19 protein-coding genes are annotated in these 19,917 nt (G+C 37.5%); 2 read left to right on the top strand and 17 right to left on the bottom strand.

The window, feature by feature from the left end; translation table 11 throughout:
• Positions 1 to 122: 122 nt before the first annotated feature.
• Positions 123 to 1,172 (bottom strand): DctP family TRAP transporter solute-binding subunit, encoded by a 1,050-nt coding sequence (locus tag NSQ84_RS02795; protein WP_327873661.1) that lies wholly within the window; start codon positions 1,170 to 1,172, stop codon positions 123 to 125.
• Positions 1,173 to 1,305: 133 nt separating this feature from the next.
• Here NSQ84_RS02795 and NSQ84_RS02790 point away from each other — a divergent pair, with 133 nt between their 5' ends.
• The gene (locus NSQ84_RS02790; RefSeq protein ID WP_339212198.1) at positions 1,306 to 2,883 is read left to right on the top strand and encodes a sensor histidine kinase; all 1,578 of its coding nucleotides are present in this window, start codon (positions 1,306 to 1,308) and stop codon (positions 2,881 to 2,883) included.
• Positions 2,884 to 2,946: 63 nt separating this feature from the next.
• Positions 2,947 to 3,597 carry a response regulator gene (locus NSQ84_RS02785; protein ID WP_339212726.1) on the top strand — a complete coding sequence of 217 codons (651 nt, stop codon included), beginning with the start codon at positions 2,947 to 2,949 and terminating at the stop codon, positions 3,595 to 3,597.
• A gap of 607 nt (positions 3,598 to 4,204) precedes the next feature.
• On the opposite strand, the gene NSQ84_RS02780 is transcribed toward NSQ84_RS02785, so the two are convergent.
• The 16 genes from NSQ84_RS02780 to NSQ84_RS02705 all read right to left on the bottom strand — a co-directional run bounded on the left by NSQ84_RS02780 (position 4,205) and on the right by NSQ84_RS02705 (position 19,902).
• Positions 4,205 to 5,152, bottom strand: a complete 948-nt coding sequence (locus NSQ84_RS02780; RefSeq protein ID WP_066246910.1) for a sugar-binding transcriptional regulator — start codon at positions 5,150 to 5,152, stop codon at positions 4,205 to 4,207.
• Between the two features lie 1,212 nt (positions 5,153 to 6,364).
• Positions 6,365 to 7,117 carry an SDR family oxidoreductase gene (locus tag NSQ84_RS02775; RefSeq protein ID WP_242513816.1) on the bottom strand — a complete coding sequence of 251 codons (753 nt, stop codon included), beginning with the start codon at positions 7,115 to 7,117 and terminating at the stop codon, positions 6,365 to 6,367.
• The gene (locus NSQ84_RS02770; protein WP_165381940.1) at positions 7,114 to 7,809 is read right to left on the bottom strand and encodes an SDR family oxidoreductase; all 696 of its coding nucleotides are present in this window, start codon (positions 7,807 to 7,809) and stop codon (positions 7,114 to 7,116) included. The genes NSQ84_RS02775 and NSQ84_RS02770 overlap by 4 nt, the downstream gene beginning before the upstream one ends.
• Before the next feature lie 21 nt (positions 7,810 to 7,830).
• Entirely contained in the window at positions 7,831 to 8,856 is a 1,026-nt protein-coding gene (locus NSQ84_RS02765; RefSeq protein WP_327873658.1) for a zinc-dependent dehydrogenase, read from the bottom strand.
• Positions 8,857 to 8,870: 14 nt separating this feature from the next.
• Positions 8,871 to 9,299 (bottom strand): hypothetical protein, encoded by a 429-nt coding sequence (locus NSQ84_RS02760; protein ID WP_327873657.1) that lies wholly within the window; start codon positions 9,297 to 9,299, stop codon positions 8,871 to 8,873.
• Positions 9,300 to 9,376: 77 nt separating this feature from the next.
• A complete protein-coding gene (locus NSQ84_RS02755) occupies positions 9,377 to 9,661 on the bottom strand; it encodes a PTS sugar transporter subunit IIB (protein ID WP_066246917.1) in 285 nt (94 codons plus the stop codon).
• Positions 9,662 to 9,686: 25 nt separating this feature from the next.
• On the bottom strand, positions 9,687 to 11,072 hold the full coding sequence (locus tag NSQ84_RS02750) for a PTS transporter subunit IIC (RefSeq protein WP_066246919.1): 1,386 nt from the start codon (positions 11,070 to 11,072) through the stop codon (positions 9,687 to 9,689).
• Between the two features lie 54 nt (positions 11,073 to 11,126).
• The gene (locus NSQ84_RS02745; RefSeq protein ID WP_066246921.1) at positions 11,127 to 11,594 is read right to left on the bottom strand and encodes a PTS sugar transporter subunit IIA; all 468 of its coding nucleotides are present in this window, start codon (positions 11,592 to 11,594) and stop codon (positions 11,127 to 11,129) included.
• 228 nt (positions 11,595 to 11,822) lie between these two features.
• A complete protein-coding gene (lpdA, locus tag NSQ84_RS02740; RefSeq protein ID WP_327873656.1) occupies positions 11,823 to 13,205 on the bottom strand; it encodes a dihydrolipoyl dehydrogenase in 1,383 nt (460 codons plus the stop codon).
• 14 nt (positions 13,206 to 13,219) lie between these two features.
• A complete protein-coding gene (locus tag NSQ84_RS02735; RefSeq protein WP_327873655.1) occupies positions 13,220 to 14,551 on the bottom strand; it encodes a dihydrolipoamide acetyltransferase family protein in 1,332 nt (443 codons plus the stop codon).
• 17 nt (positions 14,552 to 14,568) lie between these two features.
• The gene (locus NSQ84_RS02730; RefSeq protein ID WP_063386333.1) at positions 14,569 to 15,552 is read right to left on the bottom strand and encodes an alpha-ketoacid dehydrogenase subunit beta; all 984 of its coding nucleotides are present in this window, start codon (positions 15,550 to 15,552) and stop codon (positions 14,569 to 14,571) included.
• Positions 15,553 to 15,572: 20 nt separating this feature from the next.
• Positions 15,573 to 16,553 (bottom strand): pyruvate dehydrogenase (acetyl-transferring) E1 component subunit alpha, encoded by a 981-nt coding sequence (gene pdhA / locus NSQ84_RS02725; RefSeq protein WP_327873654.1) that lies wholly within the window; start codon positions 16,551 to 16,553, stop codon positions 15,573 to 15,575.
• A gap of 355 nt (positions 16,554 to 16,908) precedes the next feature.
• A complete protein-coding gene (locus NSQ84_RS02720; protein WP_232515658.1) occupies positions 16,909 to 17,832 on the bottom strand; it encodes a sugar-binding transcriptional regulator in 924 nt (307 codons plus the stop codon).
• Between the two features lie 68 nt (positions 17,833 to 17,900).
• Positions 17,901 to 18,260 (bottom strand): PTS glucitol/sorbitol transporter subunit IIA, encoded by a 360-nt coding sequence (locus tag NSQ84_RS02715; RefSeq protein WP_063386335.1) that lies wholly within the window; start codon positions 18,258 to 18,260, stop codon positions 17,901 to 17,903.
• A gap of 28 nt (positions 18,261 to 18,288) precedes the next feature.
• Entirely contained in the window at positions 18,289 to 19,323 is a 1,035-nt protein-coding gene (locus tag NSQ84_RS02710) for a PTS glucitol/sorbitol transporter subunit IIB (RefSeq protein ID WP_063386336.1), read from the bottom strand.
• Positions 19,324 to 19,374: 51 nt separating this feature from the next.
• The gene (locus NSQ84_RS02705; RefSeq protein WP_066246929.1) at positions 19,375 to 19,902 is read right to left on the bottom strand and encodes a PTS glucitol/sorbitol transporter subunit IIC; all 528 of its coding nucleotides are present in this window, start codon (positions 19,900 to 19,902) and stop codon (positions 19,375 to 19,377) included.
• Between the last annotated feature and the right edge of the window lie 15 nt (positions 19,903 to 19,917).

Below are 19,917 nucleotides of genomic sequence, written 5' to 3'. Positions count from 1 at the left end.
GCGTAAAAATGGATGAGAGCGGCGAATATAACACCTCACTGAACAAAATTTTTCTCTCAAATTCCATAAAAAAAGACTGCCGCCTCGCGGACAGTCCATTTTTTGCTGAAACGATGGCTAGTTCAGCTTGCTGCATTTCTTATTTCTTTTAATAGCTTTCCATATTTCGCTTCATATTCATGGTAAAGCGGCACAAATCGTTCCTGCCATTTCTTTCGCTCTTTTTCCGTTAACGTATGAATATGTATATTTTGATTTTGCCTCATTTCTTCAAGCTGTCTTATATTTTGCTGTTTCGATTGCTTCATATTCCAAGCTGTCGTTTCTTCTATTGCTTCCATAATTTGTTTTTGAACGTCTTTAGGTAGCTGATTCCAAAATGTTTCATTGACCATTACGACATATCCTAAATAACCGTGATTGCTAATTGTTACATACGGATGAAATTGATAAAATCTTTTTGAATAAATATTCGAAATTGTGTTTTCTTGTCCGTCAAATGCTTCCTCTTCTAATGATTCATAAACTTGATCAAATGAGAGGGCAATCGGTTCCGCTCCTAACATGTTAAATTGTTTTTTTATGACTTTATTAGGCATGATCCGAAATCTTTGGTCTTTGAAATCATCCGGATTCTTCATAAACATTTGACTATTTACCATTTGTTTGAATCCATTTCCCCAAAAAGCCAGTCCTTTAAATCCTTTCGGTTCTAACATACTGAGCAGCTCTTCGCCAATTTTTCCTGTTAAAACCCTTTCAACATTATCATCGTTTTGAAAAATAAACGGCAAATCCAACACTTCCCATTCCGGAACCAATTCTGCCACGTTTGAATAGGAAGGAGCAATCATTTGCACTTTGCCTTTTCTTAAAGCTTCTATTTCATCTTTATCTGAATATAATGAACCGTTTGGAAACACAATCACTTTTACTCGGCCCTTCGTCCTTTCCTCGACCAAATCTGCAAACCTTTGTGCAGCCAAGCCTTTTGGCGTATCCTCCGCCACTACATGGCTGAAATAGATTTTAATTTGCTCTTTTAGCCCCTCTTGCTCATCATCGTAAACCGGTGGATCATTTTGAGATTGTATAATGATATTATAGGAAAATAACGCAAAGGCTAACCCGGCACATACTATAGCCAAATACCTCACGATTTTTTTCTTCATGATTCATCACACCATTTGTTTTTGATCATTTTAACATAAATTATACCAAGCATGCTCTTTCTCTAAAGTAAAGGAAAGCAAATCTGTGATAAAATAAAGCAAGTATGAACGTTTAGCTAAAAGAGGTTGCCTTATGAAGCGATTACCAATCATATGGAAAATAACAGGTTTAATTTTTATTATTGTCTTTTTATCGCTTTTTTTCGGAGGATTATTTATTGTAAACGAATATTTAAACCAAAAAGAAGAAGAGCTTAAACAGCAATCTATATTAGCTGCGAGGACGGTTGCGGCGCTGCCTGAAGTCAGAAACGGGCTCAATGGAAGCTTGAAAGATCGCCAGCTGATTCCTTCGATGATTGAACGTCTTCAAATCATTAACGGAACAGAATATATTGTTGTGCTCGATATGGATCGTACCCGCCTTTCCCATCCGGTCAAATCGTTAATCGGAACAAAATCGGAAGGAGAAGATGAAGGTCCTGCCTTTGCCGAACACACATATACGTCAAAAGCAAATGGAGAAATCGGCACTGTTATCCGCGCCTTTGTACCTGTCATGAATAAAGAACATAAACAAGTTGGAGTCGTCATCGCAGCCTATAAGCTTCCAAGCTTATATGAGCTGCTTGCAAATTTAAAATCGCAAATTTTTTCGATTTCTTTTCTTGTCTTACTATTAGGCGGTTTGGGGGCCTGGCTCCTGGCAAGACATATAAAAAAGCAGATGTTTCACTTGGAGCCTTTTGAAATAGCTAAAATGCTAGTTGAACGGACTGAAACATTTAATGCTATGCACGAAGGAGTCATTGCCATTGATAAAAATGAACGTATAACTATTTTTAATGACCGTGCCAAACAAATGATGGGCATTGAAGGAGATGTGATCGGAAAGCCGATTCGCGACGTTATTTCCGACACCCGGCTCCCGGAAATATTAGTAATTGACCGTCCTATTTATAACAAAGAATTGCAGGTAAGGAATCTAAGCATTTTAAGCAATCGCATCCCGATCAGAGTGAATAACGAAACGGTCGGAGCTGTCGCCATTTTCCAGGATCGAACTGAAATCAAAAAGCTTGCGGAAGAATTAACCGGAGTAAAAGCTTTTGTCCACGCGCTTCGTGTTCAAAATCATGAACATATGAACAAATTGCACACGATAGCAGGTCTCATTCAGCTTGGACATAAAGAAAAAGCGTTAGAATATGTATTCAAAATAACGGAAGAGCAAGAAGAGCTGACAAACTTTTTAACTGAACATATTAAAGATGAAAGCATATCGGGCCTTTTACTCAGCAAAATCAGCCGGGGCAAAGAGCTCGGAATTAAAGTAGTCATTGACAGAAACAGCCATTTGGAGCGCTTCCCAAAAAATATCGATCATAACGACCTGGTGATCATCATTGGGAATTTAATTGAAAATGCTTTTGATGCCTTTCAAGAGTCGACTGATCCTGACAAAGAAATATTCATCAGCATCGATCAAAATAAAGAAATTTGCACGATATTAGTTGAAGATAACGGTCCTGGCATAGACGATTCTGTATTACCGAACATTTTTGAAAAGGGTTTTTCCACAAAAAACAAGCAAAATCATGGAATAGGCTTATATCTGGTCAAACAAATTGTTGACCAAGCAAACGGTCACATTCAGGTTGAGTCGCAAAAAGGTATGGGAACTACATTTATCATCACATTTGATATGTAAAAAACAAAGGGGGCAAAAAATTTGAACAAAAAAATTAGTGTATTGTTGATTGAAGATGATCCCATGGTTCAAGAGGTGAATAAACAATTTATCCAAAAAGTCGACGGCTTTACTGTGATTGGAATCGCAGGGAACGGAAAAGAAGGCATAGAGCTTGTTCGGGAATTGAAACCTGAACTAGTTATTATAGATATTTACATGCCTAATCAGGATGGATTAGAAACGCTCAAGCAAATCCGGTCAGAGGGTCATTCCGTAGATGTCATTGCGATTACCGCTGCGAGAGATATGGAAACTGTTCGCCGTGTCCTGCAAAACGGCGCTTTTGACTACATTATGAAACCGTTTAAATTTGAACGGCTCCAACAATCATTAAAAAACTATTTGTTTTATCATAGCCAGCTGAAGGAAAAAGAAAAATTAACGCAAAAAGATGTAGACACTATGTTGTTAAACAATAAATTCAAGAACAAGCCAGAGGATCCAGACCTGCCTAAAGGGTTGAACCAAGTAACACTTGATAAGATCATCCGTTTCCTTCAAAATCAAAAAGAACCGATTTCCGCTGAAGAAGTTGCGGAAGGAATCGGTATTGCACGCGTTACTGCACGAAGATATTTAGACTACCTGGCGAAAATCAAAAAAGTCTCAATCCATGTTCAGTATGGCAGCATCGGAAGACCTGTCAATCGATATATGTTTCATTCTGATTAAGCTTGGCTAGAGGTGAAAAACAAACGAAAAAATCATTGAGTTGGACCACTTTTCTCATTTTTATATTGCTAGGACAAATAAATGCTATGTTGGCTTTATCAGGGGAACAGTCATCGCACGTTGAATACTAATGGTGTCAATTTTCTCTTATCGGACATTTTGCTTTTTCAATCGGGACATAGAAAGGCTTTCGAACCCACATTATGAGTTCTCAATAACAACGATTATTCTAGAAACAAGTTCAGAATTTTTCGCCGATTTTGCCTTTCAATGCGTTGAATTTTCAACTTTTGCCCCTCCTCCCTTGCTTTCTTTCAACCTATTGTCCGCTCTTTATCTGTTTGACATTTTCAACTTTGCTTTTAAATTTTTTACCCCACTTTTTATAGTGGAATAACTGCCCTTGTAATGATCCGTTACAAAATGCCCCATGCTGAAAAAAAGACGCGTGATTTTTTTAAGTAAGCGTCGACGTTTTAAATCGGCAAAATATTTCAGCAAAATCAAAAAAACTCCAACTTCAAAACTTAATGATTTGAGAGTTGGAGCATAGTATTTTTATTTAACTTTTCTATAAATCGGCCCATGGGATTGAATTAACAGGGTATTACCAGTTTTCAACAATTGCTGCAGCAGTCTGTTCATCGATAATTAAAACATTTATAAATCCACCGTTTAATGCAGCTTTTATACTTTCAAGTTTGTGTATCCCTTCAACAACAGCAATTACTTGATTAATTTTTTTCAGTTCTGTTAAAGTAACGCCAATTACTTTGTTCGTAAAAGAGTCGATAATAACATTTCCAAAATCATCAAAAAAACGAAATCCGATATCTCCGACTACACCGAGCTTGCGTAAATAATTTAAATCTTCATCACTTAAATAACCTAACTTCCGCAATGTAGATGACCTGTGCGGGTTACCAATTCCAATGACTGCTATATCGACATTTCGTCCTTCTTCAAGCACTGCTTCTATATCCTGCATTGCTAATAATCTTTCTTTTAATTCTTCTGTCTCTACAATCGCAGGAGCGTATAAATAAGAGCATGTACAATTTAACTTTTTTGCCAGTTCATATGCCAGTTGATTTGCATGAATTTCAACATATTTTCTTCCCATACCACCTTCGAGCGGAACTATATGTATATCTTCATTACGTACATATGGAAATTCCTTTACAAGTTCGGCAAGTGTAGTTCCCCAGGAAATTCCGAGACGTTTTACGTTTTTTAAATTTTTAGAAAGATAATAAGCACCTGCTCGTCCTACCGCACTCTTTACCAAATCAGGAGTTAAACCTACAGAAGGAACAACAACTGCATCCTTTAAATTAAAATATTTTTCCAGCTTCTGTTCCAATTCAACTGTATGGATACTCTCATCTTTTATATATATTTCAATAATTCCTGCTTCTTTTGCCTTTTGTATCATTTTCGAAACAATCGGTCTAGACACGCCAATCTTTTTGGCAATTTGCTCTTGTGTCCATCCTTCTGTGTAATATAAAGTCGCTATCTTGACAAGTTGTCTCCTTTCTTCCCACGTTAACATTTCTTCACCTCTTTATTTAACCATCAGCATTGTTAAAAATAACTTATATTAACTAACCTTTGACTTAAATTAATCTTATTCCTCAAGTTGTTATATTCAAAAAATTTTGTAATATTTTTTAATATATGGAAAATACATGGTCTTTAATCAGTATAAAAAATCCTTATAATTAGAATTTCTAATTATAAGGATAATTCCCATGGATAAGGATAACACAAAAAACACAACAAATGAACTAATAAGTAAAATGAATAAGCAAGAATTTTCTGAGTTGTTCAATTTGATTCATCAAACACGTTAAGAAACTAACGGCCTTAAGTTTCTACACTTGAGTTAGATAGCCTAAATGAAAAGCATACGAAAGATCTAAAATGGGGAATGGTGAAAGTTGTTGCCAGAGCTGAGAAGGACTATTTCTGCAAGAAAAAAAGCAGAGTGTGGAGTCAACATTAAAAATTTGCAATAATATAACTCAACGATTCAGTTATAAAAGGCTTGACATGGAGCCGCTGCAGCTTAATTCTTCCAACAATCACCAGTTAAAACAGTTAAACTTTTATTGCCTTCCTCCATGTAAAGCCCAGTGTATATCACTGCATAAGCACTTTATTCCTCTCCACACTTTTATATTGAAATAAACAAAGGACTTTTCCTTTATTCAATTTCTTTAATCAAAAAGGTCAAACACAAAAAAGAATCCGCCATGTTTTAACAACAATTTAACGAAGGTGAACTGGGACCATCTAGACTATTTAACTATCATTCCCCTTGTTTCCATATAAATTCTTATTAATCTTTTTTATTATTGTATTTGATAATTGAATTTTGAGCCACTCCGATTACATACTTGTGAGTCACTTCGAAATTGGCAAATGGTAAATCTGGAGTGTCTTGACATGGAGCCTCCAGAGGCATGATTTCACTCGAAACGCGACACATCAAAGTGTTTCGATAGGCAACAAGCCTATCATGCCTCTCACTCCATATCAAGATGGTGTTTTTAGATGGAAATGGAGTGGTTCACGTTTTCATGAGCGAAGTGGCTCAATTTTATGTGAGCAAAAACAATTATGAACGAAAAACACATATAGCTATTGTTTTTTGAACATAAAGTTGCCCCAATACAATATTGACCATTATTTTTAAGATGAAAAAATGGTTCTTGTAAAGCTCAAGAAATAGATGATCAAGTTCAAAACTAATCAAGTGAACTTAACCGCTTTTTGGTTTAAATGTTCTCCCGCCATCTGCAATAATGATTTGCCCATGAATATATGCTGATTCTTCATTAGACAAAAAATTAGTGAGATTTGAAATATCAGAAGGTTTACCTAGTCGGCCTATCGGAATTTCTTTTTTTAGAGTATTTTTGGATCCCTCTGAAGGATACAAGCGGTCAAGCATGTCCGATTCAATTACACGAGGAGCAATCACATTTATGTTAATTCCTTCTTTACCTAGCTCTCCTACTAAAGATCTCATAAATCCAAAAGCACCACCTTTTGAAGCAGCATAATGGATACCTCCTCCTGAACCGGTTATGGCAGAACCAGATCCAATGATTATAATACTACCCCCATTTTTATTTTTCATTAATGGCAACACTGCTTTTGTACTGAAAAAAAGTCCATGTAAATTTACAGCTATTGTTTTTTTCCACGATGCCCAATCAATATTCAAAAAAGAAACTTGTTTCGTAATCCCTGCAGAATAAACAAAAATATCAATCGAATTTAAAGTTTCTTTAACTTTTGTCATCATATTTTGAACGCTTTCCCAGTTCGATACATCTACTTCGAAACTAAAAATGTCATTTGGTCTTCCGCTTTCATTGATTAGTTGATCAAGTGCTTTTTTATTAATATCAGCTACTGCTACTTTTTTTCCCCTTCCGGCAAAGTCTAAAACAATCTGTTTTCCAATGCCCGCCGCTCCTCCAATTACCAATACATTCTCTCTATTCAATGAATATTTTCCTCCTCTCCAAGGAAAATTATTTCACCTTTTAAATGTGTCGCATATGGAGAGCATAAAAACAAAACTGTGTTTGCAACTGCTTTACTGAGAGAAGACAATGATGTCGATGTTTGAACGATATCAGGAGAAATGCTATTTACACGTATTCCAAATTCACGGAATTCCCTAGACAATCCTTTAGTCATTGAATTTAATGCGCTTTTCGACGCTGCATAATGGGGGCCGATTTCACCGGTGACTGCCGCGGTTGCTGAAATGTTAATAATGTTTCCCTCCCCAATTCTTAGCATGTGTGGAATCACTTCCTTGCTGCATAAGAACGGAATATCAAGGTTGAACTCCAACGTTTCAATCCAATCATTAGGATCTAAATCCTCAATTGTTTCTTTTGACAAAACATGAATATTATTGATTAAAATGTCAATTTTGCCACTATTCTTTGCAATTTTTGAAATAACTTTTTGAACCTCTTCTAGTTTCCTTAAGTCGCCTGAGATGACCTTTGCTGTTCCGCCGAGCGAGGAGATTTCTTTAGAAATTTGCTCAATTTTGTCCTCCTCGTTAAAATGATGAATCCATACCTCAGCGCCAGATAAAGCAAGTGCTAAACATATCTCTTTCCCAAAAATAAAATTACTTCCAACCACGATCGCAACTTTATTTTTTAACTTTATTTCCAAAGGATTTTTCACCACCATTTATTACGATTTAATCAAAACTTTTAGCACATTCTCTTTAGTACTGTGTGCACATTGAATGGCTTCATTCAGCTGTGATAAATGGAAACGATGTGTGATCATCTTATCCGCTTCTACAACACCCATTTTAAGTAGTTGCAATGCTTTATCGTAATTATATGGATTGGATGAATAGGACCCAACAAGTTTAATTTCGTCTTGAAAAAACCTATCCGCCCGTAATGAGACAAGTTCCCTCTTAAACGGAGCAAATACTAATATTGTCCCACCTTTGCCTACACATTCCATTGCTTCCGTTAACAGATGATTAACACCAGCTGAAATAATAACTACATCTGCCCCTTGACCATCTGTTATTTCCATTATTCTGTCCCTCACATGTTCATTCTTGCTATTTATGATATAGTCCGCACCAAATTCTAATGATTTGTTTAACCGAAATGGGTTAATATCACTTACAATTACTCTGTCAGCTAAGAAATATTTTGCCAACTGAATTTGAATGCACCCTATTTGACCTGCCCCCATTATAAAAACTGTATCTCCAGGATTTAATGCAATGGACTCAAATCCATGCAAACAACAAGCAACTGGTTCTACAAAAGCTCCTGTTTCAAAGCTCATATCAGATGGCAATTTTCCCATTGTATGTTTTACATGAACAGCAGAGACTCGAATATATTCTGAAAAACCACCAGGATCTAGATTTGTTGCTTTAAACTGAGTACATAAACTGTAATTTCCTCTATTACAATAATGACAGGTGAAGCATGGTACATGATGGGCAACAAAAACACGATCTCCTTCTTCAAATTGTGTAACATTTTTACCAACTTGTACAATTTCCCCTGATACTTCATGCCCTAATACCGTATTAGGCGGTACAGTTCTATCGACTACTTTATGAATATCAGTTCCACATACACCACATATCTTCATTTTTAATAGAACTTCATTATCACCTATTTGAGGAATTGGTCTTTCTTCATACCTTATATCCTCCCTATCATAAAAGACAGCAGCTTTCATATTGATCTCCCCCACTAAAGTACGCGAGCACCTCTATTTATTAATTCATTTAATAAATCAGAGTAACCGTCCATTTTATATGAAATCCAATATCTTCCGCCAAATATTCGCGGGTTACCTATGCGAATGTATATTTGGCCAGCAAAATCATATTTTTTTATTTTCATTTCATTTTTAACTTCACTCCAATAATATTTATGCTGTCTGCCAAATCCTTCAAATAAAATTCCTTCTTTCGTTACCGTGATAGAAGAAGGAAATTGTAAACCAATAACGGAGGATAATATTAAAAAAGGCATAACAACGATTAATAGTTTATATAATTCATTATGTCCATCAATAAGATAGCCATATATCCCATAACCAAACAAACCAACCATTAAAATCAAAGGAACAAAATTTTTACTGCAAACCATCCATTTGCTATACCTATACTTTTTCATAACAACCTCCGAATTGAAAGAAGAGTTAGATTTCTTTTTTAAAGAAATTGAAATCTAACTCTTTTTCCTGATACATGTTACTTGTTTAAATATTCAATAATTTTGTTAATATCATCATCAATCCCAACACCCGTTAAAAAAGAGACAGTCTGAATAACCGGCACATCCCCAACATTACTTACTGGTGTTGTCGTAACGATTACATCAGCATTTTCAGCTTTTACAGGCACTTCTGCAGCCTTGCATTGTTCAACAGCTACATTGAATCCTTTATTTTTTAAAACTTCTTCAATCTTTTTGGCTACTACAGTAGAAGTGGCAACAGCTGTTCCGCAACATACTAAAATTTTTTTCTGTGCCAAATTTATTCCTCCTTCATATTTTTTGCTATTCTATATTTTTATTATTCTCTTCCAAGATTCCCATTTCCTTTGCGAATTGCTTTTTGATATCATTTCTCACCCAATACCAAATCAACCCATATAGTACTGCGCATATAATTGCAGCAATAAAATAAGGATTTGTTGGGTCCAGTAAACGAACGATGATCCAAGGAATAACATGAGATCCTAAATCAATACCAGAAATCAACGAAGCTCCCTCAGGAAAATCAAAACCTACTGCTCTTCCCATTGTTGTTGCCAATTCCGCTAAATTCGTTGCTATAAAAAGAACAATCATGATCGTAATGATAGCATTAATTAATCCCCTAACAATATTTCCTCTAGCTGCTGCTACAGCCCAAATGACGGTAAAAGGCAGAACCGCTAAATCTGTAAATGGTAACATTTGATTGTATGGAAGAATCACGGCCAAAAGAATCGTTATAGGAACCATAATTAAAGCTACTGCCATATTTGCTGGATTACCAATTACAATAGCAGCATCTAATCCAATATATACGTTTTTTCCAGGAAATTTTTTATTAATGTAATCTCTTGCGCCTTCAGAGATAGGGATCAGCCCTTCCATAAGGAGGGATACCATCCGAGGCAAAAGAACTAACACAGCTGCCATTTGTACGCCAAGTGTTAAAATTCCCTTTAAATCGTAGCCTCCAAGGATACTAATTAGCATTCCTAAAATTAGCCCCATCATCAACGGTTCCCCAAATATTCCAAATCTTTTACTTAAAGTTTCAGGATCTGCATGAATTTTGTTAATTCCCGGTATTTTGTCCAATATTCTATTTGTTGCGTAAGTGATTGGGGCAAAATTGACCGTTTCCGAGTGTGCTAAAGACACGCCTTTTAAGCCAAAATGGTGTTCAACAGCTGGTGCTGTCCAGTCGGCTAGTTTTAATGTAATCGCAGAAACCACTAAACCTACAAACAATGCAAGTATCATATTGTCATAAGCATAATAAGTAACAGAAGCTGCAAAAATTAAATGCCAAAAGTTCCAAATATCAACATTTAAAGTTTTAGTAAAATTAATCGACAATAAAATAACATTTAAAATTAGTACTAAAGGAATCATAAGTGGAGCGACTGGAGTACCAAATGAAATAGCTGCACCTATCGGCCAGCCAACATCTAAAATTCCCAACTCCAAACCAAGTTTTTTGACCATTGCCTCTGTAGCTGGACCTAATGAATTAGTTAAAAGAGTAATGACAAGGTTTACTCCAACAAAACCAATTCCAATTGTCAAAGCAGCCCGAAATGATTTTTTAAATCCTTGTTTTAAAATCAATCCGAAAATTGTCATTATGATAGGCAACATGATGGATGGTCCTAAATCAAGAATAAAATCAACAGCTTGTTTAATCATTTCACCCACCCCCTGTAATAAATAAGGTATTTAAAACGCTTACATTTTAAAATATTAAAAATTAAATTTATTATCTAATATTTTGTATATTTCAGCTTTTTCCCTGGCATTTTTTAATTTAAACATTTCATCATTATTTTGAAACATTTCCATCAATTTTTCTAACATTGTTAGCTGCTTATTAGGATCTTTAATTGCTAGTATAAAAACTATTTCTACTTCTACAGATTGAGATGGATTTCCCATCATTTGAAAAGTCACAGGTTCACGAAGAACTGCAACACCAACAGTTGGAATGTTAACATGTTCGGGATCCGTATGTGGAATTGCTACCCCCATATTTTCAAGAGGTAAACCAGTAGAATATACTTTTTCCCTACTTAAAACAGCTTTAAGAAACGATTCCTTCACATAATTCTTTTTTTTCATTTTTTCAAACATATAAGTAATTACATCTTCATTCGTTTTTTTATCGACATCCAAGCAAATGATATCTTCATCTAGATGTACAAACTTCTCCATAAAACCATCTCCCTATTGCTTTATAAGGAAAGACAATCATTTGGAATTCTCATCTCCTTTCCAAAAGTTCTTTAATATTACATTTGTTAATAATATTTTAAATTGTTAGAATTATCAAGTCAATACTTTTTAATTAAATTAGAAAAAATAAGAGCTTATTTACAAATTTGTTTTACTAAATGTTAATTAGTATAACAATTGTAAATAAGCCCTTTTTACATCACGCTATTATTTTTTACTTTTGTCTATAATGTTTCTGGCGACGTCAAAAAATGATTCAGATATGGTTGGGTGAGGATGGATCATATTTGCTAGTTCTTCTACAGTTCCTTCCAGGGATATGAAAGAGGAAGCTTCTGAAATCATTTCGGTCACGTGTGGGCCAACCATTGTGACTCCAATTATTTCTCCATATTTTTCATCATACACTATTTTTATAAATCCTGATGTGTCGCCAGAAACAAGCGCTTTTCCATTTCCGGCAAGATCAAATCTTTCAGCCTTTACTTGCAGCCCTTTGCGCTCGGCCTCCTCTTCTGTCAAGCCAACACTAGCTACTTCTGGAAGCGTAAAAATGCACCTGGGAACAACTTTTTCATCCATTTTCCGTTCACAGCCTGCTGCGTTCGATGCGGCAACAATTCCTTCCATATATGCCGCATGCGCCAGCTGATATCCTCCTATGACATCGCCGACAGCATAAATATTCGGATAGCTCGTTTCCATTTTTTCGTTTACTTTAATAAAAGGCCCGTTTTGTTCTAGCTTTAATGCCTGAACGGCAGATAAATTAGGTTTTCTTCCAACGCTTACTAAAAGCGCCTCCCCTTCTACCGATACCGATTCGCCTTTTTCATTTAGACATTCGACAATGGTTTTGTCTCCGTTTTGTTTCACGCTTGTTACTTTCGCATCTGTTAAAATTTGGATTCCTTTTTTCTGCAGCGATTTAGCAAGCGCTTTGGAGGCGTCAGCATCTTCAGTTGGAATAATCCGTCCGGCCATTTCAATGATCGTTACATTTGTTTTTAGACTGGAAAAAATAGTCGCTAACTCCACCCCAATGACTCCGCCGCCAATTATGGTTAGGGAGCTTGGTATTTTTTCAATATCAAAAATGGTATCGCTTGTATAAAAAGACGCAGAGTCCAGTCCATCTATTGGGGGAACGGAAGGAGATGAACCGGTTGCCACAATAATTTTGTCTGTTTGAACACGTTCCTCTTTTTTATCCGAAACTACTTTTACAATATTTCCTTCTTCTACAAAGCCTTCTGCCTCATATACATCAATTTTTCCTTGCTTTAACAAAAACATAACACCGTTTCTGAGACGGGAGATGACTTCGTCTTTGCGCTTTTTCATTTTGTCTAATGAAATCGTGATGTTGTCCGTTTGAATTCCCCATTCTCTTGATAATTCAATTGCCTCAATAATTTCAGCGTTTTTCAACCATGTTTTGGAAGGGATGCAGCCTCTATTTAAACATGTGCCGCCCAAAAAATCTTTTTCGACTAGCATTACTTTTTTTCCAAACCGAGCTGCATGAAGTGCTGCCATGTAGCCTCCTGGTCCACCGCCAATTACTGCAATATCATACGATTTTGTCAAATTGAGCCCCCTCCTTATAAGATCATTTCATACGGGTTTTCAAGAATGCGTTTTACTTCAGCCAAAAATTCTGCAGCAGGTGCTCCATCTATTACACGGTGATCAAAAGACAGGCTGGCTGTCATCATCGGCCGAATGACGATTTCCCCGTTGACTACTACAGGTTTTTCTTGGGTTCTACCAACACCTAAAATGGCTATTTCCGGCTGATTAATAATCGGTGTAAATACATCTATCGGATACATGCCGAGATTGCTGATCGTAAAGGTAGAGCCTTTAAGCTCGTCAGGCCGGAGTTTTTGTTCCCTTGCACGTTTGCTTAAATCTTTTGCTTCTGCACAAATAGCGGCCAATCCTTTCTGCTCAACTTGTTTAATTACCGGCACCATTAAACCGTCTTTTACCGCAACTGCCACTCCAACATTAACTTCATTTTTATAAATGATTTCATCATGCTCCAAATGAACATTCACTTCAGGGAATCGTGATAAAGCTGTACCGACTGCTTTGATAATAATGTCTGTATAAGTTAAACGGAATCCAGTTTGTTTTTCGACAACCGGAAGAAGCGCTGTTCTCATTTCGATTGCTTTTGTCATATCAATATCGCTGGCCAATGTAACATGTGGAGCAGTAAATGCGCTTTGCACCATTCTGTCGGCAACCACTTTCCGCAATCCGGATAGTTTCTTCCGGACTTCAGGCTGCTGAGCTTTCTGACTTGATGCTTGAATGGCGTTGATAACATCCTGTTTCATCATCTTGCCTCCTGCACCTGAGCCCTGAAGCGCCTTCAAGTCTATATTCTCATGCTCTGCAATTTTTCTTGCTAGCGGCGATGCTTTCGGTTGTGCCTTTTCTGTTTCTAAATATTGCTTCACATCTTTAAGGTGTATGCGTCCTTTTGGCCCGCTTCCTACAATGTTTCGAAGATCCACTTTCGCTTCTTTAGCTAAACGTCTTGCGGCAGGTGTGGCTCGTACTTTACCATTCTCATTGCTTTTTACTTCGACAGCGTCTTCGTTTGTTTCAGACTGTTCAGTCTTTTCACCGGATTGTTCGTTTGATTCCTCTGATAAAGCCGGCGGCTCGTCAGGAACCTTTTCCCCCGGTTCGCCGATATATCCGATCACTTGATTGACCGGAATTTGGTCATCCGGTTGGAAATATTTTTTCAACAATATTCCTCTGTCATATGCCTCAACTTCAATATTGATTTTATCGGTCATTATCTCAAATAACGGTTCGCCGATATCAACGGATTCTCCTTCTTCTTTAAACCATTGAAGGAGTGTGCCGACTTCCATCGTACTGCTCAGCTTCGGCATAAAAATTTCTTTTGCCATCGGTTCTCCCCCCCTTTTTATTTAAATTGAACCGTTTCTTTTACTGCTTTTATAATATCCGGTACTTGCGGGACAGCTGCTTTTTCAAGATTCGGATTATAAGGAATAGGGACAGGCAGCCCGCCAAGACGTTTGATTGGGGCATCGAGATAATCGAAGGCCTCGCTCTCTGCAATGACACTAGCGATTTCACCGCCATATCCTCCGCGTTTTACAGCTTCATGGACGACTACAACTCTACCTGTCTTTTTCACAGATTCGACGATCGTTTCTTCATCCAGCGGGACAAGCGTTCTTGGATCGACAATTTCGACGTCAATTCCTTCTTTTTCAAGCTCTTTTGCCGCTTCTAATGCTTTATGCACCATAATCGCTGTTGCAACAATCGTCACATCTTTACCTTCCCGTTTAATATCCGCTTTTCCTAATGGAATCGAGTATTGTTCTTCTGGAACGTGGCTTTTTGTTTTGTAAAGGAGTTTGTGTTCGTAGAAAATAACTGGATTATCATCGTCAATCGCTGCTTTTAATAATCCTTTTGCATCGTAAGCTGTTGACGGCTGTACGACTTTCAGCCCCGGAATGTGTGCCATCCAAGCTTCTAAACTTTGAGAATGCTGGGCAGCTGCGCCTGTACCTGATCCGGCAGGAGTTCTTACAACCATCGGAACTTTCCCCTTACCTCCGAACATGTATCGGAGCTTTGCAGCTTGGTTCACAAGCTGATCCATAGCAATTGTGATGAAATCTGAAAATTGAAGCTCCAAAATCGGCCGCATGCCTGTCAGCGCTGATCCGACAGCCGCACCTGCAATGGCCGCTTCAGAAATTGGCGTATTTCTCACGCGTTCCGGACCAAATTCCTCGATCATCCCCCGCGTGACACCAAATGCACCGCCGTAAACCCCGATATCCTCGCCTAATATATAAACATCTTCATTTTTTCTCATTTCTTGACTCATTGCTTCTCGAACTGCTTCTAAATAAGTGATTTCTCTCATCGCTTTTCCCCTCCCTAAATTTACGCATAAACGTCTTCAAGCAATGTATCAACAGACGGTTCTGGACTGTTTTCTGCAAATTTAACAGCGTCTTCAATTTCCTGGAAAGCTTCTTCTCTCAGCTGTTCAGCCTTTTCTTCTGTTAATACTCCTTGCTCAATCAAGTACTCTTTAAACCGTTTGATCGGATCTTTTTTTCTCCACTCTTGCTCTTCTTCACGAGTGCGGTATTTTTTTGCATCGCTTTTTGAGTGGCCTTTCCATCGATATGTTTTTGCTTCAATCAGCACAGGGCCCTTCCCTGATCTGGCATGTTCAACAGCTTCATAAACTGTATTCATCACTTCAAACATGTCGTTTCCATCGATTACTTTGCCTGGAATACCGTAAGCCTGTGCACGATCTGCTATATTTTCAATATTGAACATTTCTTTTACAGACCCGCTCATTCCGTATTGATTGTTCTCGCAAATGAACACAACTGGAAGATCCCAAATGGAAGCAAGGTTTAATGATTCATGGAAGCTTCCTTCATTTGCTGCACCATCTCCGAAGAAGCACAATACAACATACCCCTCATTTTTCATCTTTGAAGTTAATGCCGCACCAACTGCCAAAGGAATGCCTCCGCCAACAATTCCGTTTGCCCCTAGGTTTCCTTTCTCTACATCTGCAATGTGCATGGAACCGCCTTTCCCTTTACAGTATCCGGTCACTTTGCCAAACAGTTCGGCCATCATTCTATCGACTGTTGCACCTTTAGCAATGCAATGGCCGTGACCCCTGTGCGTGCTGGTAATTTTATCTTTCTCTTGCAAAACGGCAATTGATCCTGCTGCTGTTGCTTCTTGTCCTACACAAAGGTGAGTCGTTCCATGAATCATCCCTTTTGCAAAAAATTGGTCGACTTTTTCATCAAAATATCGAATCAGCCACATTTGTTTATACAATTCAACTAATCTTTCATCCGTTATAAATGCTGGAAGTACATGATTACTCATTTCTTCCACCTCTCCTTTACATTTGTTCTTTATAGTTACTTTTGTAATAAATATAGAGTTTTTTCCGAAAATAGTCAAGGAATATCTATATAAGCTTATTTATTGGAGCCTTTCAAAATAGTGGAAGTACTCAAACTTCTTTCTTTTGTTTGGTAAACTAAAGATAATCGAGGGGCTGCAACCATGTTTTATGCAAAAAAAATGGCTGCCAATTTGTAGTTATGGCAGCTCAGCTCTTTTAGACAAAATAGAAAACATACGAAATCAAGCAGAGAAAAACGGTTTATTGTTTTTTACTTGATTTATTTAGGGACTTATCGAACCCCATCTTACACATATGATTAATTTTTTTAGGTCAAAGCATTTCCGCTGTTTTTTCATCTGTAATTAACACATTTATTAACTTCCCTTTTAAAACAGCTTTGATCGCATCGACTTTTTCCAGTCCTGCTGCCACTCCAATCACAAACGGAATTTCTTTTAATTTTTCAATATTAAAAGAAATGATTTTATCATTCCAAATATTTGAAGGGGCGCTTCCGTTTTCATCGATAAACTTATAGCAAATATCGCCAACAGCATCGAGTTCATTAAAATATTGTCTATATTTTTTTCCCAGCTCTGATCTCGTAATGGTTGAGTGTTTAGGTGAACCGCCGATTCCTACAAGGATAATATCCGCTTTTTCGGCAAGGTTAAAAATGCTTTGTATAGATGTTTGGGTCATAAACAATTCCTTATCTTTTTTGCTGTCAGCCATCACAGGGGCATGGAGAAGCTTATAATTTGCCTTCAATTTTTCAGCAAACATCGAAACAAGAACATTGGCATGTATATCTACCCGTTCATCCCCCATTCCTCCTACAATCGGAACAAAGGTCGTGGAGGAATAATTAAGGTTAGCTGGCATCTGCTTCGCAACAGAAAGCAATGTCGTGCCAGAAGAAACCCCGACAATTTGTCCGTCTTTCAATATCCTTAATAAATATTTGCTCGCATATTCCCCGATATTTTCCAAATCCGGTCCGTTTCCTAGATTCGGAACGCAAATGACTTCCCGAAGTCCATATTTTTTTTCAATTCTTGCTTCTATATTCATGAGAGGATGATGGGAGCCGTCATGAATTTTAATTTCAACAATTCCCAATTCTCTTGCTTTTGATAAATATTTTGAGATCAGCGACCGGCTTACACCGAACACTTTTGCAATTTCTGATTGAGTAGCTCCTTCCGCATAATACATATGAGAAATTTTCACAAGCAGCCTTCTATCTTCCAATAATTCCCCACTTCTTTCTATAAAATCTAGGTTCGTATTAAATTATAATGGTAACAGAAAGAAAATTGTTATTTTTCAAAGCGAATTTCTTTTCCAACTTCGATATGTGGGAATGTAAAAGGCTCGACAAAAACAGCTCCTGGAAGCACATGTTCATTTGGTTTGGAAAAATAGATCGAAATATGGCCTAATTCCTTTAAATTTTTGTTTGCTGCCGAGCCGACTGCTGTGATGAAATATTCTTGATCGCCCCATATAATTTTTCCGCCCTCAACAAGCGGCTCATCCGACACATCGCCTTCAAATTCATGAATAACAGATACTTCTCTAAGCTCTTGAGGAGCATTAGGCCCAAAGAGAATTAAAACTTTTTCTTCTTCAAATGATGGGACTAGAGTACCGATTTCACGAATAATCGTTTTCGACATCTTATGATCCTCCTTGAAATCCTATTCATTATTGATACATGCCGATGCTTGCGGCATATGCGATTAAAACTGCAAGAACTCCTGTGATTAAACGGCTGTACAATACAGCTGGCACACCGTATTGAATCGTTTCTGGCTTCGCTTCTCCAAGAGACAAACCGACAGGGACAAAATCCGCACCCACTTGGCCATTAATGGCAAATAGAGCCGGCAAAGCAAATTGAGGCGGAATGTTGCCCGCTGCAATTTGGCTTCCAATTAATACCCCAATGACTTGCGCAATAACAGCTCCAGGACCTAACACCGGTGACAGAATCGGGATTGTACATACGATAACGATGACGATCAATCCCCATAAAGAACTGGCAAGAGGAGAAAGAGTATTAGCGATCAAATCACCGATTCCCGTATAATTAATTATACCTATTAACATACTAACAAAAGCCATAAATGGAATAATATTTTTAATCAGCATATCAACAGAATCGCGTCCCGCCTGATAAAAAGTACCAGTTACTTTTCCTATTCCTCTTGAAAACTTCATTAATATATTTTCATTGTTTTCACGGTGTTCCTTTTTTACTTGTTCGTATTGAGCTTTAAATGCTTCCTTATCATTCACATTGAATTTTGGACTGTCTTCTTGCTGCTCCGTTTCCGAAGCATCCGTCTGAATGTTTTGTTCTTCTGCTTCGTCCGCAAGATAAATATCCTTCACAGTAACACCCGATACAAAAATATCTTCTGTAATGTGTTTCGCCAATGGACCAGAAGGTGAAGAAGGAAGAATATCAACGGTCGGGATTCTTTTCATTGGATACAAACCAATTCTGGCTGTTCCGCCGCAGTCAATCACGACACACATCATTTCATCTTCCGGAACTGAATTTTTAAAACCATCTACAGCTTCAGTGCCTGTTAATTCTGCTATTCTCGCTGCTACAGGATGGATGCCGCCGCCTGTAATGGATACAACTTTTTGTTTCTTTCCTTTCGGTTCAATGCGCAAGCCTTTTCCCCAGCCGCCAGAACCTTTTGCAACAAAAACAGCTCGTTTTGACATATGTTCTCCTCCTCTTTAAAATTTGAACTCGCTTTCATCTTTGTCCAAAATTTAAGATTTCGCTTCCATTCTGCGCGCCAAAAATTTTGTTATATATTCCGTAATAATTCCCCGCAATAAAATAACTACGATCCCTACGAGAAAATAACGAACAGCAAGCTCTGACATAGAATAGCCCGCTTCTTTTATTCCGTTGGCAATTCCTAAATAGACAAATAATTCTCCTGCGTTTGCATACGGGAACAACGCCGTCACCGGATGAACAAACGATACAGCTGAATCATAAAACGCCGGCTTTTGTTTTTCTGGCAAAAAGCGTCCGAACGTATAACACATCGGGTTTGTTAACAGCAATACTGATAATATCGGCATGACAGTATATCGTAACAGCATATACTTCGAAGCAAATTGTATCGCTCTATTGACCCGCTCTTCACCAATAAATTTAATAACTGCATAAGTAAATGTAAGCAAAACAACCAAAGTCGGGATAATGCCTGTAAACATACCCATAAACGTTTCTCCGCCAGCCTGGAACATTCCGATAAAATGTTCACCAATCCATTTCAACCATTCCATCTTTCACTTCTCCTT

This window comes from Aeribacillus sp. FSL K6-3256, from assembly GCF_037965805.1.
GTDB classification, from domain to species: Bacteria; Bacillota; Bacilli; order Bacillales; family Aeribacillaceae; genus Aeribacillus; species Aeribacillus composti.
Note: the sequence above shows the minus strand (reverse complement) of the source record. Positions and strands in the feature narration are given on the sequence as shown.

Bases quoted from the DNA above. Each gene is read 5' to 3' on its own strand.
- NSQ84_RS02795 (WP_327873661.1), bottom strand. From the start codon at position 1,172: ATGAAGAAAAAAATCGTGAGGTATTTGGCTATAGTATGTGCCGGGTTA.
- NSQ84_RS02790 (WP_339212198.1), top strand. From the start codon at position 1,306: ATGAAGCGATTACCAATCATATGGAAAATAACAGGTTTAATTTTTATT.
- NSQ84_RS02785 (WP_339212726.1), top strand. From the start codon at position 2,947: ATGGTTCAAGAGGTGAATAAACAATTTATCCAAAAAGTCGACGGCTTT.
- NSQ84_RS02780 (WP_066246910.1), bottom strand. From the start codon at position 5,152: ATGTTAACGTGGGAAGAAAGGAGACAACTTGTCAAGATAGCGACTTTA.
- NSQ84_RS02765 (WP_327873658.1), bottom strand. From the start codon at position 8,856: ATGAAAGCTGCTGTCTTTTATGATAGGGAGGATATAAGGTATGAAGAA.
- NSQ84_RS02760 (WP_327873657.1), bottom strand. From the start codon at position 9,299: ATGAAAAAGTATAGGTATAGCAAATGGATGGTTTGCAGTAAAAATTTT.
- NSQ84_RS02750 (WP_066246919.1), bottom strand. From the start codon at position 11,072: ATGATTAAACAAGCTGTTGATTTTATTCTTGATTTAGGACCATCCATC.
- NSQ84_RS02745 (WP_066246921.1), bottom strand. From the start codon at position 11,594: ATGGAGAAGTTTGTACATCTAGATGAAGATATCATTTGCTTGGATGTC.
- NSQ84_RS02735 (WP_327873655.1), bottom strand. From the start codon at position 14,551: ATGGCAAAAGAAATTTTTATGCCGAAGCTGAGCAGTACGATGGAAGTC.
- NSQ84_RS02730 (WP_063386333.1), bottom strand. From the start codon at position 15,552: ATGAGAGAAATCACTTATTTAGAAGCAGTTCGAGAAGCAATGAGTCAA.
- pdhA (WP_327873654.1), bottom strand. From the start codon at position 16,553: ATGAGTAATCATGTACTTCCAGCATTTATAACGGATGAAAGATTAGTT.
- NSQ84_RS02715 (WP_063386335.1), bottom strand. From the start codon at position 18,260: ATGTCGAAAACGATTATTCGTGAAATCGGTACTCTAGTCCCATCATTT.
- NSQ84_RS02710 (WP_063386336.1), bottom strand. From the start codon at position 19,323: ATGTCAAAACGAGCTGTTTTTGTTGCAAAAGGTTCTGGCGGCTGGGGA.
- NSQ84_RS02705 (WP_066246929.1), bottom strand. From the start codon at position 19,902: ATGGAATGGTTGAAATGGATTGGTGAACATTTTATCGGAATGTTCCAG.